9 protein-coding genes are annotated in these 12,382 nt (G+C 67.9%); 8 read left to right on the top strand and 1 reads right to left on the bottom strand.

Annotated elements, in window-relative coordinates; all coding sequences use genetic code 11:
- The first annotated feature begins 33 nt into the window (after positions 1-33).
- Complete coding sequence (locus F3J15_RS03080; RefSeq protein ID WP_166887606.1) at positions 34-840, top strand: oxidoreductase; 807 nt, start codon at positions 34-36, stop codon at positions 838-840.
- Between the two features lie 135 nt (positions 841-975).
- Here the strand turns inward: F3J15_RS03080 and F3J15_RS03075 are convergent, their stop codons facing one another.
- The gene (locus F3J15_RS03075; RefSeq protein WP_166887733.1) at positions 976-1,701 is read right to left on the bottom strand and encodes a TetR/AcrR family transcriptional regulator; all 726 of its coding nucleotides are present in this window, start codon (positions 1,699-1,701) and stop codon (positions 976-978) included.
- 523 nt (positions 1,702-2,224) lie between these two features.
- Between F3J15_RS03075 and F3J15_RS03070 the strand changes: the two genes are divergently transcribed.
- The 7 genes from F3J15_RS03070 to F3J15_RS03040 all read left to right on the top strand — a co-directional run bounded on the left by F3J15_RS03070 (position 2,225) and on the right by F3J15_RS03040 (position 12,203).
- Positions 2,225-3,310: an efflux RND transporter periplasmic adaptor subunit gene (locus F3J15_RS03070; protein ID WP_345891476.1), complete on the top strand. Its 1,086-nt coding sequence runs from the start codon at positions 2,225-2,227 to the stop codon at positions 3,308-3,310.
- Complete coding sequence (locus F3J15_RS03065) at positions 3,307-6,477, top strand: efflux RND transporter permease subunit (protein ID WP_166887603.1); 3,171 nt, start codon at positions 3,307-3,309, stop codon at positions 6,475-6,477. The genes F3J15_RS03070 and F3J15_RS03065 overlap by 4 nt, the downstream gene beginning before the upstream one ends.
- Positions 6,477-7,943 (top strand): efflux transporter outer membrane subunit, encoded by a 1,467-nt coding sequence (locus F3J15_RS03060; protein WP_166887600.1) that lies wholly within the window; start codon positions 6,477-6,479, stop codon positions 7,941-7,943. The genes F3J15_RS03065 and F3J15_RS03060 overlap by 1 nt, the downstream gene beginning before the upstream one ends.
- Positions 7,944-8,078: 135 nt before the next feature.
- Positions 8,079-9,407: a paraquat-inducible protein A gene (locus F3J15_RS03055; RefSeq protein WP_166887597.1), complete on the top strand. Its 1,329-nt coding sequence runs from the start codon at positions 8,079-8,081 to the stop codon at positions 9,405-9,407.
- Positions 9,408-9,448: 41 nt separating this feature from the next.
- On the top strand, positions 9,449-11,044 hold the full coding sequence (locus F3J15_RS03050) for an MlaD family protein (RefSeq protein WP_166887594.1): 1,596 nt from the start codon (positions 9,449-9,451) through the stop codon (positions 11,042-11,044).
- Positions 11,041-11,700, top strand: a complete 660-nt coding sequence (locus tag F3J15_RS03045; protein ID WP_166887590.1) for a PqiC family protein — start codon at positions 11,041-11,043, stop codon at positions 11,698-11,700. The genes F3J15_RS03050 and F3J15_RS03045 overlap by 4 nt, the downstream gene beginning before the upstream one ends.
- On the top strand, positions 11,697-12,203 hold the full coding sequence (locus F3J15_RS03040) for a TetR/AcrR family transcriptional regulator (protein WP_166887587.1): 507 nt from the start codon (positions 11,697-11,699) through the stop codon (positions 12,201-12,203). Before F3J15_RS03045 ends, F3J15_RS03040 begins: the two co-directional genes overlap by 4 nt.
- Positions 12,204-12,382 lie beyond the last annotated feature (179 nt).

The raw sequence follows: 12,382 nt of genomic DNA, 5'->3' as shown, positions 1-12,382 counted from the left end.
GCCAGCCCATTCACCGTATCGAAGGAAGCAGCCATGTCGAATTCCACCGTTGTCGTCGTGACCGGCGTGTCGTCGGGCATCGGGCGCGTTGTCGCGGAACGATTTGCCAAACGCGGGTGCCGCGTGTTCGGCACCGTGCGCAGCATTGCGCGAACGGCGCCCGTCGCCGGCGTCGAGTTGATCGAAATGGACGTTCGTGACGACGCGTCCGTTCAATCGGGTATCCAAGCGATCATCGAGCGCGCGGCGCGTATCGACGTGCTCGTGAACAACGCGGGCATGAGCCTGATCGGCGCGGTGGAGGAGACCTCCGTGGCCGAAGCCGCGGCGTTGTTCGACACCAACGTATTCAGCATCCTGCGTACGACCCATGCGGTGCTTCCGCACATGCGGGCACGACGGCGCGGCCGGATCGTCAATGTCAGCTCGGTGCTCGGCTTCCTGCCGGCGCCCTACATGGGACTCTATTCGGCATCCAAACATGCGGTGGAGGGTTTGACCGAAACGCTGGATCACGAACTGCGCCAGTTCGGCATTCGCGCGACGCTGGTCGAACCGTCGTTTACGCGAACCAGCCTGGACGTCAATGCGCCGCAGGCTGGCGCGCCGATCGCCGAGTACGACCGCGAGCGCACGCTTGCGTCGCGCGCCGTCGTCGAGAGCGTGAAGGCCGCGCCGCACCCCGACGGGGTGGCCGCCACCATCGTCGACGCAGCGCTCGGCGCATGGCGGATGCGACGCACGCCGGCCGGTGAGGCGTCGCTGTTGCGCAAGTTGCGGCGCTTCATGCCGGCCGGCCCCGTCGATTCGAGCCTGCGGAAAAAATTCCGGCTCGCGTGACGCAGTCGGCAACGATGGGATCGTAGACCGCACGCTGAGTGGAGTCCGGCGGCATGCTCGCTACTGGACAGGGTGGCGTTGCCGCCCTCGTTACCCCACCCGGGCGTCCCGACGTGCGACGGCGGCTACCGCCGCTCAATCGCCGCCCGTCGCGGCAAAATCGCCCGGCGGTAGCGGGCGATTCGCGACGTCCTGCGCGTCGACGCGCGTCAGGCCGAGCGTTTGCAATACCACCGCAGCGGCACGCTCCGGAAAACCACCCTCCTCGCTCGCCTGCACCCTGCTTCCGCTCGCGACCTTGTCGGCCGCATACACCTCCGCCGTGAGGACCGCGAGAATCGTCCCCGTCATCGCGAGCAAGCTCACGAACGGATCGTTGACGACAAAACGGCGTGCCGCGATCCCGCGCTCGCTGTCCCGCCTCAGACGCTTGCCCAGCCCTTGATCGAGCGCTCGCGCCGAGAAGCCCTCCCGCATCAGAAAGCGGCCCCATAGGCGCTCCCGGCGTGCTCGCATGAGCGTGTGGCGCACGCATACGGACACGACCTCGGCGGGATCCGACAAGCCGCCCGCGAGACGCTCGAGCCCGTCCGCGAAATCGTCGAACACCCACTCCGTCAGCGCGGCGAAGACGCCGTCCTTCGATTCGAAGTGGTAGTAGAACGAGCCGAACCCCACATCCGCGGCCTCGGTGATCTCGCTGATCGCCACATTGTCCCTCCCCTTTTCCGCCATCAGCCTGAACGCCGCCTGCAGCAAACGCATGCGCGTCGCCTGCTTGCGGCGCGCGCCGCGCGGCTGGCGATGGGCCGCCTCCCCGACGGAGGCGTTCGGACGACGGGGCCCGACCGTTCGGTCCATGAGCGCGCCTTCCCTGTTCGTAAGAATTTTCTGCATGCCGCAATTTTAGATTACCCACTCATACTTGACAACATTATCAGTTATGAGTCTAATCTCGAAAATCGCAGCACAGGGTTCCTGTGCCAACACGGAGTCCGACGCGCGGTAGCGGCCAACGCCAGCGCGTCCGCGGTCTGCGCAAGCCGTCGTCGCCGGTTCGTTATCCCGTCGTGCGCCAGGTCCGGACACCAGGCGACGGCGATGTGAGGCGTCGCCCGGTTCTGTCGGCCGGCCGCGCCGCCGAAGCGACCGATCCGTCGGTAGATCGGCGGCCGTCGCAGTGCATGGGCATCGGTAGCTCGGAAACGCGGACGATTTGCATCACAAATATCGGAGTACTGATTTATCAGCAGGATCGTCGTCGAATTTTTTCAGTTGACCTCTCACTTGTCTTGGAAACATCGTGAAATCACCCAGTCTTGACGCGCGGAATGTAACGCGCCCGTTTCTGACACGCCTCGCGCCGCCGGTTCGGCGGGCGCCGATCGCTTTCGCCTGCTGTGCGATTCTGCTGACGGCCTGCCACTCGCACGAAGCGCCCGCGCCCGAATTGCAACCGGTCGTTGCGCTGGCGGTTCATGCGGACAACGACGCAGTGCAGCGCGTGCTGCCCGCGCAGGTCCAGGCACGATATTCGACGCCGCTGTCGTTCCGGGTCGGCGGCAAGATCGTCGAGCGGCGCGTGCGAATCGGCGATATCGTCAAGGCAGGCCAGGCACTCGCGATGCTCGATCCGGCCGACCTGCGCAACACGCTGCTGAATGCCCGTGCGCAGCTCGATGCCGCCGAGCATCGCGCCGTCTATGCGAAGCAGCAGCTGGAGCGCGACCGCGCGCAAGCCCAGGCCAACCTGATTGCGCCGGCACAGCTCGAGACGACGCAGGACGCGTATGCATCGGCGGTCGCGCAACGCGATTCCGCCCTCGCTCAAATGGCGCTCGCCGACGATCATCTGCGCTATGCCACGCTGATCGCGGATCACGACGGGGTCATCACGTCGGAAGACGCCAATACCGGACAGAACGTCGAGTCCGGCCAGGCGGTGTTTCACCTCGACTGGAGCGGCGATCTCGACATCGTGTGCGACGTCTCGGAGCGTGACCTGCGCGATCTCGCCGTCGGCCGGGTCGCTCACGTCGGCCTGACGGCACTGCCGGGAAGGATCCTCGACGCACGCGTGCGTGAAATCGCGGCAGCGGCCGATCCGCAGAGCCGCACGTGGCGCGTGAAGCTGACGCTGAACGCGCCGGGGCCGGACGTCCGCTCGGGCATGACCGCCAACGTCACGTTCGACGGTACCGCCAACGCCGCCGCCGACCACGCGATCACGCTGCCGGCCACCGCACTCTTTCACCGCGGCGAAACGCCGGCAGTCTGGGTCGTCCGCAAGGGCAGCGACACGCTGGAACTGCGCCCGGTTTCGATCGGACGCTACGACGAGCGCACGGTGTCCATTACGTCGGGGCTCGAGAGCGGCGAGCGCGTCGTGATGCAAGGCGTCCATACGGTCAGCGCCGGCGAGCGCGTACGCGCCGTGCCGCCGCTGCATCCCGAGGAGTTCCCGTCATGAACGCCCCCGAACGTCAACATCCGTCGGACGGCCCGCACGATGCGCGAACCGATGCCGGCTCGGGCGACGACCGTCGCTTCAATCTGTCCTCGTGGGCGCTCAAGCATCAGCAACTGGTGATTTTTCTGATCGGCCTCGCAACGATCTTCGGCGTGATCGGCTATACGCGGCTCGCGCAATCCGAGGACCCGCCGTTCACGTTCCGCACCATGGTGATCCAGACCTACTGGCCGGGCGCCTCGGCGCGCGAAGTGCAGGAACAGATCACCGACCGCATCGGCCGCCAGCTCCAGGCCGCGCCGTACGTCGACAACATCAAGAGCTACTCGCGCCCCGGCGAATCGATGATTTTCTTCGCGATGAAGGATTCGGCGCCGGTCGACCAGGTGCCCGAAACCTGGTATCAGGTGCGCAAGAAGGTCGGCGATATCCGCTCGACCCTGCCGAAGGGAACGGTCGGACCGTTCTTCAACGACGAATTCGGCGACGTCTATACCAACGTCTATGCGCTCGAAGGCGACGGGTACTCGCCGGCGCAGTTGCACGATTACGCGGACAGGCTGCGCGCGGTGCTGTTGCGCGTGCCGGGCGTCGCGAAGGTCGACTACTTCGGCGACCCGGCCCAGCACGTGTTCGTCGAGATCTCGAACGCGCAACTGACGCGGCTCGCCATCACGCCGCAGCAGCTCGCGCAGGCCATCGATGCACAAAACGCCGTCGCGCCGGTCGGCACCATCACGACAGCGGACGATCGCGTATTCGTGAGGCCGAGCGGTGCGTTCAAGGACACGCAGGCGCTTGCCGACATGCTGATCACCGTGAACGACCGGACGTTTCGGCTCGGCGACGTCGCGAAGATCACGCGCGGCTACGACGACCCGCCCGTCACGCAGATGCGTACGAACGGCCACGCCGTGCTCGGCATCGGCGTCACGATGCAAAAAGGCGGCGACGTGATCGACCTCGGCAAGGCGCTCGATGCGAAGGCAGCCGAGCTCCAGGCCGGACTGCCGGCCGGCCTGAAGCTGACCTCGGTGTCGAGCATGCCGCATGCCGTCAAGCACTCGGTGGACGACTTCGTCGAAGCGGTCGGCGAAGCCGTCGCGATCGTGCTCGTGGTCAGCCTCGTGTCGCTCGGCCTGCGTACCGGGATGGTCGTCGTCATCACGATTCCGATCGTGCTCGCCGTGACGGCACTGTGCATGCACGTGTTCGGCATCGGTCTGGACAAGGTGTCGCTCGGCACGTTGGTGCTCGCGCTCGGGCTGCTGGTGGACGATGCGATCATCGCCGTCGAGATGATGGCGGTGAAGCTCGAACAGGGCTGGAGCCGCGCACGCGCGGCGGCCTTCGCCTACACGAGCACGGCATTCCCGATGCTGACGGGCACGCTCGTCACGGTATCCGGCTTCCTGCCGATCGCGCTCGCCAAATCGAGCACCGGCGAATACACGCGATCGATTTTCGAGGTATCGGCGATCGCGCTGATCGTATCGTGGTTCGCGGCCGTCGTGCTGGTGCCGCTGCTCGGCTACCACATGCTGCCCGAGCAGGCGCATCGCGACGGTCACGCGCACGGAGACGAGGTGTACGACACGGGCTTCTACCGCCGGCTGTCCGGGTGGATCTCGGCTTGCATCGAGCGCCGCTGGGTGGTGCTCGGCCTCACCGCCGTGCTGTTCGCGATCGCGATGGTTGCATTCACGCGCGTGCCGCAGCAGTTTTTCCCGAATTCGGAGCGGCCTGAACTGCTCGTCGACATGCGCTTGCCGGAAGGCGCCTCGTTCGAGGCGACCCTGCGCGAGGCGAAACGGCTCGAAAAGGCGCTCGACGGTCGCCCCGAAATCGACCACGTGGTCGATTTCGTCGGCACCGGCGCGCCGCGTTTCTATCTGCCCCTCGACCAGCAGCTTCAGCAGCCGAACTTCGCGCAGTTCGTGATCACGGCCAAGGACGTCGAGACGCGCGACCGGCTGTCGCACTGGCTCGAATCGACGCTCGCCAGCCGCTTCCCGACCGTGCGCACCCGCGTCGCGCGGCTCGAGAACGGGCCGCCCGTCGGCTTCCCGATCAAGTTCCGGGTCAGCGGCGACGACATCGCCGCCGTCCGCGGCATCGCCGAAAAAGTGGCGGACAAGGTGCGCGCCGACGCCCGCACGCGCAACGTGCAGTTCGACTGGGACGAGCCGGCCGAGCGGTCGGTCTCGTTCGAGATCGACCAGCTCAAGGCGCGCCAGCTCGGCGTAACGTCGGAAGACGTGTCGGGCTTTCTCGCGATGACCCTGTCCGGCTACACCGTCACGCAGTATCGCGAGCGCGACAAGCTCATCGACGTCGACCTGCGCGCGCCGAAGAGCGAACGCATCGATCCGTCCAGGCTCTCGGGCCTGGCGATCCCGACGACGCACGGCCCGGTGCCGCTCGGCGCGATCGGCCACGTGCGCGACACGCTCGAATACGGCGTGATCTGGGAACGCGATCGTCAGCCGACCGTCACCGTACAGGCCGACGTGCGCGGCGAAGCGCCGAGCATCGGCGTGACGCGCGACATCGACGCCGCGCTGGCCACGGTGCGCGCGTCGCTGCCGGCCGGCTACCGGATCGAGGTCGGCGGCGCGGCCGAGGAAAGCATGAAGGGCCAGACCTCGATCAATGCGCAGATGCCGATCATGATCATCACGGTGCTGACGCTGCTGATGATCCAGCTCAAGCGCTTCTCGCGCACCTTCATCGTCGTGCTGACAGCGCCGCTCGGCCTGATCGGCGTGGTCGCCGCGCTGCTGCTGTTCGGCAAGCCGTTCGGCTTCGTCGCGTTGCTCGGCGTGATCGCGATGTTCGGGATCATCATGCGCAACTCCGTGATCCTGGTCGACCAGATCGACCAGGACATCGCGGCCGGGCATCCACGCTTCGCAGCGATCGTGGGCGCAACCGTGCGCCGCTTCCGGCCGATCATGCTGACCGCCGCCGCAGCCGTGCTCGCGCTGATTCCGCTGCTGCGCTCGGGCTTCTTCGGCCCGATGGCCACGGCGCTGATGGGTGGCATCACGATCGCGACGGTGCTGACCATCTTTTTCCTGCCGGCCCTCTATGCGACCTGCTTCAAGGTGCGCAGCGACGAACGCGAGTCGTGCGCAATGACCGTCGCATCCTCGGAGACATGCTGATGACAATCCCTCGTATCACATCGGTGCTCGCCGCGAGCGCGGCGCTTGGCCTGAGCGGCTGTGCCATGGCGCCGAGCAGCACGCCGCCCGCGATGCCGTCGCCGGCACACTACGGCGCGATACCTCAGGCGCCGCGCACCGTCGAAGCGGCAGGTGTCACGCAGCAATTCGACGTCGGCGCCGCCCCCGTCCCGCAATGGTGGCGCCTGTATCGCTCCAGCGCGCTCGACGCGCTGGTCGACGAAGGCCTGCGCGCGAACCCGACGCTGGCCGCGACGGAAAAGACGCTCGCCGCTGCGCAGGAGGAACTGCGCGCGCAGATCGGCGCGTCGACGCTGCCGTCGATCGACGCGAACGCGCAGGTCGCCCGCACGCGCACGCCGGACATTTCCGGCGCAGGTGCGCAAAACCTGCGCTACAACGTCTTCGTCGGGCAACTGCAGGCGCATTACACCTTCGACCTGTTCGGCGCCACGCGGTATGCGAATGCGGCAAGCGCCGCACGCGTCGACGTGCGCGGTTGCGAGCTCGAAGCGGCGCGGCGCGCGCTGGCGGCCAACATCGTCGGCACGGCCATCGGCGCCGCGGCGCTCGACCGCCAGATCATGCTGACCGAACGCCTGGTCGCCGTCGCCCAAGCGACCGCGCTCGAAGACCAGCAGCGCCAGGCGCTCGGCGCGGTGTCCCGCGTGCAGGCGCTGGCGTCGACCCAAGATGCGGCGTCGCTGACCGCGACGCTGCCGCCGCTGCGCCAACAACGCGCGCGCGCCGTTCACGCGCTTGCGATCCTGCTCGGCCGCACGCCCGACGCGCCGCCGCCGATCCCCGCTTTCACCGGGCTGTCACTGCCGGAGCACGTGCCCGTCGCCGTGCCGTCCGAGCTGCTGAAGGCGCGCCCCGACATTCGCGCGGCCGCGGCAGCCGTGAAGGCCGCATCGGCCGACGTCGGCGAAGCCACCGCGCAGTTGTTCCCCAGTCTATCGCTCACCGCAACGATGGGGCGCGGCGGCTTCAGCTGGCCAGCGCTGTTGTCGGGCGCCGGCGGGCTGTGGGCGGTCGGCGCCGGGCTGTCGCAGCCGATTTTCCACGGTGGCGCCCTGCTGGCTCACCGACGAGCGTCGCGCGATGCGTACGACGCGGCGGTGCTGCAGTACAAGGCGACGGTGCTGTCCGCGTTCGGCGATGCCGCGGATTCGCTCGCCGCGCTGGACAACGACGCGCAAGCGCTGGCCGCGAACGAACTCGCGGCGCGCGCGGCCGGCGAGGCCTTCCGTGAAACGGTGCAGCGCCGCACGCTGGGTGCCGTTCCGATGACCGCGCAACTGGCGAGCGAGCAGCGCTATCTGAACGCGGATCTCGAGGCGGTGCGTGCCGCGAGCCGCCGAATGACCGATACGGCGGCGCTCCTGCAGGCGATGGGCGAACTGCCGCCCGAGACCGGCACGACGGTCGCGGCCCGGCAATAGCCGTCGTTTGCGTCGACGGACCGGTCGCGTGCCTGCGGGCCGCACCGGGCCGAACTTCGAAGCCCGATGCCCGATGCCCGGCGTATTGCACGTCCCGCGGCGTCGGGCCTCCGTTACCCGCACGATCGATTCCCGATGAAACCCGATAACCTGGTCGCCTGTCACGAATGCGACCTGCTGCTTCAGCGTCCGCCGCGCCTGCGCGCGCTGACGGCGCGCTGCCCGAGGTGCCGCGCCCGCGTGAGCGGCGCCGCGCACGGCCGCCGCTCACTCGACCGGCTGTGCGCATTGACGCTTGCCGCGCTGCTGACCTGTTGCATCGCGCAAGCCTTCCCGATCGTCGCGCTCGATGCGGCCGGCATGGCGACCCGCGCGACGCTCGGCGACGCGGTGCTCGCGCTATGGTCGAACGGCCAGCCGGTGGTGGCCATGCTGGTGTTCTGCACGACGATGCTGTTCCCGCTGCTGGAGCTTGCCGCGTGGCTGTACCTGCTCGTGCCATTGCGCGCAGGCCGCGTACCGAGGCGCTTCGCGGCGGTCCTGCTCGGCACTCGGCTGTTGCAGCCGTGGAGCATGGTGGAAGTGCTGATGCTCGGCGTACTGATCACGATCGTCAAGATGACGAGTCTCGCGCACGTGCTCGCCGAGCCCGCGCTGTTCGCGTTCGGCGCGCTTACCGTGATGCTCGGCATGCTGTCGTCGATCGACCCGGTCCGCCTGTGGGAAGCGCGCGACCAACTCGTCGCACTGCAGCCGGACGGCGCCGCGCGCACGACACCGCCCTGCCCCGACATGACGCATCACGCCGCGTCCCGGTTAGCCGAAGGACCGACACACATGACGGCTCGCGCCGCGGGATTGATCACCTGTCACCACTGCGCGCGTGTGCAGCCGGCACATGCTTCCGACCCGCGCTGCACGCGCTGCGGTTCACGGCTGCACGCGCGCCGCCCGCACAGTGCGGCCCGCACGGGCGCGCTCGCCGCCGCCGCTGCACTGCTCTACGTCCCGGCGAACCTGTTGCCCGTCATGCACGCGACGTCGCTCGGCCGGGCCGAGGACGACACGATCCTCGGTGGCGTCGCGTACTTCTGGACGTCCGGCGACTGGGCGCTCGCCGTCATCGTGTTCATTGCAAGCGTGCTCGTGCCGATGCTCAAGCTCGCGATCCTCGCGTTTCAGGCAATCGCCGCCCACCGCGGCGTGCATTGGCGGCCGCTCGAACGCGCCCGGCTGCACCGCCTCGTCGAGCGCGTGGGCCGCTGGTCGATGCTCGACGTGTTCGTCGTCGCGCTCACGATCGCGCTCGTGCATTTCGGCTCGTTCGCCGACATCACGCCCGGCCCCGGCGCGCTCGCGTTCGGCGCCGTGGTCGTGCTGACGATGTATGCGTCGATGCAGTTCGATCCGCGGCTCATCTGGGACGGAGCGCCACGCCCGGCTACCGGCCGCCACCAACCTTGAAACGGGCGCCAGCCCGCCGACTCCTTTCGTATTTCAGAACGATGTCTCCTTTCGATATTCCTCCGCCCGAGATCCGGCCGTACAGCCGCTGGATCCCGTCCCTCGTCTGGATCGTGCCGCTCGTATGCGCACTGATCGGGCTGTCGCTCGTGATCCGGACCGTCGCCGCGACCGGCCCGACGATCACGGTCACGTTCGCCAACGCCGATGGCCTCGAAGCCGGCAAGACCAAGGTCCGCTACAAGGACGTCGATATCGGCTCGGTCCGGACCATCACGCTCACCCCCGACTTCAAGCGCGTGATCGCGAGCATTCAGCTGACGCGCGATGCGGCCCGGTTCGCGAACCGCGACACGCGCTTCTGGGTCGTTCGACCGCGCGTCGGCGCCACGGGGATTTCCGGGCTCGGCACACTGCTCTCCGGTGCATACATCGGCGCGGATCTCGGCCGCTCCCCGCAGAAGCAGACCGACTTCACCGGTCTCGAGACGCCGCCCGCCGTCACCGCTGACCAGCAGGGCCGCCGCTATCTGCTGCATGGCGACTCGCTCGGCTCGGTCGACATCGGCTCGCCGGTGTTCTATCGGCATCTGCAGGTCGGCCAGGTCGTCGGCTTCTCGCTCGACAAGGACGGGACCGGCGTCGACGTGCAGGCGTTCGTGAAGGCGCCCTACGACAAGTACGTCGGCACCAACACGCGCTGGTGGCATGCGAGCGGCGTGGATCTGCGGCTCGATTCGAGCGGGCTGAAACTCAATACGCAGTCGCTGGCGACGGTGATCGTCGGCGGCCTCGCATTCCAGTCGCCGCCCGGACAGCCGGACGCGCCGCAGGCAGCCGACAACGCGCCGTTCCGGCTCGCATCCGACGAAGCCGACGCGATGCGCGACCCCGACGGCACGCCGCTGATGGTCGTCATGCGCTTCGACCAGTCGCTGCGCGGGCTGGCGGTCGGCGCGCCGGTCGATCTGCGCGGCATTGCGCTCGGCCAGGTCACGAACATCGGCATCGAGTACAACGAGCACGCGCGCAACTTCAGCATGAAGGTCACGATGGCGCTGTATCCGTCGCGACTGAGCCGGCGCAGCGATACGGCGCTGCCCGCGCCCGATACGGCAGGTGGCCACGAACTGCTCGAACACCTGGTCGTGCAGGGGCTGCGCGGGCAACTGCGTACCGGCAGCCTGCTGACCGGCCAGCTCTACGTGGCGCTCGACATGTTCCCGAAGGCGCCGCGCGCCAGCGTGGACGTGCGCCATACGCCGGTGGAGCTTCCGACCGTGCCCAACACGCTCGACGAACTCCAGGTGCAGATTGCCGACATCGCGCACAAGCTCGACCAGGTTCCGTTCGACCGGATCGGCAACAACCTGAACGGCGCACTGGCGCATGCGAACCAGTTGTTCGGCCACCTCGACGAGCAGGTGGTACCGCAAGCACGTGACACGCTGGCCGCCGCGCAACGCACGTTCAACGCGGCGGAGTCGACGTTACGGCAGGATTCGCCGATGCAGTCGGACGTACATGACGCGATGCAATCGCTCACGCATACGCTCCAGTCGTTGAACGCGCTGGCCGACTATCTGCAGCGTCATCCCGAATCGCTGCTGTTCGGCAAGAAGGGAGAACAGCAATGAAAGCGCGATCGTTTCACCTGCTTCGCATGCCGTTGCGCATCACGACGTGCGTCGCACTGGCCGTGCTGAGCGCCTGCACGTCGCCGCCCGTGCACTTCCATACCCTCGCGATGACGGATAGTGCCGGCAGCGACGCTGTTGCGTCACCTCCCGCATGGCTGATCGACATCCAGGCCGTGCACGTCACGGCGCCGGCGGACGGCAACCGGTTCGTCGTGCAAAGCGGCCCCGGCCGGGTCGATATCCTCGAGCAGGAGCGCTGGGCCGCGCCGCTCGGCGACGAGATGCGCGACGGGCTGTCGACGCGCGTCGCGTCCCGGCTCGGCACGATCGATGTTCACCGCGTCGCTCATGCTGCCGACGCCCCCGTCTACAGGGTCACGGTCAACGTCCAGCGTATCGAGTCGTGGCCTGCATCGCACGTGCTGCTCGATGCGACGTGGAGTGTGAGTTCCGGGGCCGGACAGCCGGCGCTGGCGTGCCGCAGCGTCGTCCGGGCCGGCGCGTCGGCGGGCTACGACGCGCTCGTCGATGCCCATCGCCATGCGCTCGAGTTGCTCGCGCTCGACATCGCCGCGGTCATTCGTGCGGAAGCGACACACGTGGCGCCGCGCGCCGGATGCCGTGCGGGAACACTCGACAACAACACAGGATGAAACCCACCCGCCTCACACGCGAGCAACGCAGGCTCGACACGCGCGAGCGGCTCATCGCCACCGCTCGCGCGCTATTCATCGCGAAAGGCTTTGCCGATACGAGCGTCGAACATATCGCCGAGGGCGCCGGCTACACGCGCGGCGCGTTCTATGCGCACTTCGAACACAAGCGCGAACCGTTGATCGAGATCCTGCGCCGAGACCGTGATCGAATGATCTCGATGATTCGGCTGGCGGCGCCGGAGGGCGGCGGTGACGGCACCGCCACCGACTACGCGGACATCGCCGCCGGCTGGGAATGTTTCCCGCTGTGGGTCGAGGTGCACCTGTACGCACTGCGCGATGCCGGATTCCGGCAGATCATCGACCACATGCACGCCGAACTGGCCGCACCACCGGACGCGGCGGGTACCTCGGACCGCATGACCGAATGGGCGACCGTGCTCGGTGTCGCGCTGTTGCGTGCTGGCGCACGGTGCCCACGGCGCAACGTGCCGACGTAGGACGCAGCGATGCTCACGCTGGCCGAGCGGTCGCCACGTGTGTCCGCGCGATGACGGACGCCAACCGTTCCACAGGGGCTGACTGTCAAATGGGCGCACGCCGCGCTATCCCGTTCAGAAGTACGTCTTCATCGGCCGCCTTGACCGAGGACGCGCAGCCGCACAGGTGAAGCCGAACG

Origin of the sequence: Burkholderia sp. Ap-955, assembly GCF_011753045.1 — a bacterium.
GTDB classification, from domain to species: domain Bacteria; phylum Pseudomonadota; class Gammaproteobacteria; order Burkholderiales; family Burkholderiaceae; genus Burkholderia; species Burkholderia lata_D.
The sequence above is the reverse complement of the archived record's forward strand: the minus strand, read 5'-3'. Positions and strand labels throughout refer to the sequence as shown.

What these genes read in the sequence shown, in the direction of transcription:
- F3J15_RS03080 (WP_166887606.1), top strand. Translation starts at nt 34, where the DNA reads ATGTCGAATTCCACCGTTGTCGTCGTGACCGGCGTGTCGTCGGGCATC.
- F3J15_RS03075 (WP_166887733.1), bottom strand. Translation starts at nt 1,701, where the DNA reads ATGGACCGAACGGTCGGGCCCCGTCGTCCGAACGCCTCCGTCGGGGAG.
- F3J15_RS03065 (WP_166887603.1), top strand. Translation starts at nt 3,307, where the DNA reads ATGAACGCCCCCGAACGTCAACATCCGTCGGACGGCCCGCACGATGCG.
- F3J15_RS03060 (WP_166887600.1), top strand. Translation starts at nt 6,477, where the DNA reads ATGACAATCCCTCGTATCACATCGGTGCTCGCCGCGAGCGCGGCGCTT.
- F3J15_RS03055 (WP_166887597.1), top strand. Translation starts at nt 8,079, where the DNA reads ATGAAACCCGATAACCTGGTCGCCTGTCACGAATGCGACCTGCTGCTT.
- F3J15_RS03050 (WP_166887594.1), top strand. Translation starts at nt 9,449, where the DNA reads ATGTCTCCTTTCGATATTCCTCCGCCCGAGATCCGGCCGTACAGCCGC.
- F3J15_RS03045 (WP_166887590.1), top strand. Translation starts at nt 11,041, where the DNA reads ATGAAAGCGCGATCGTTTCACCTGCTTCGCATGCCGTTGCGCATCACG.
- F3J15_RS03040 (WP_166887587.1), top strand. Translation starts at nt 11,697, where the DNA reads ATGAAACCCACCCGCCTCACACGCGAGCAACGCAGGCTCGACACGCGC.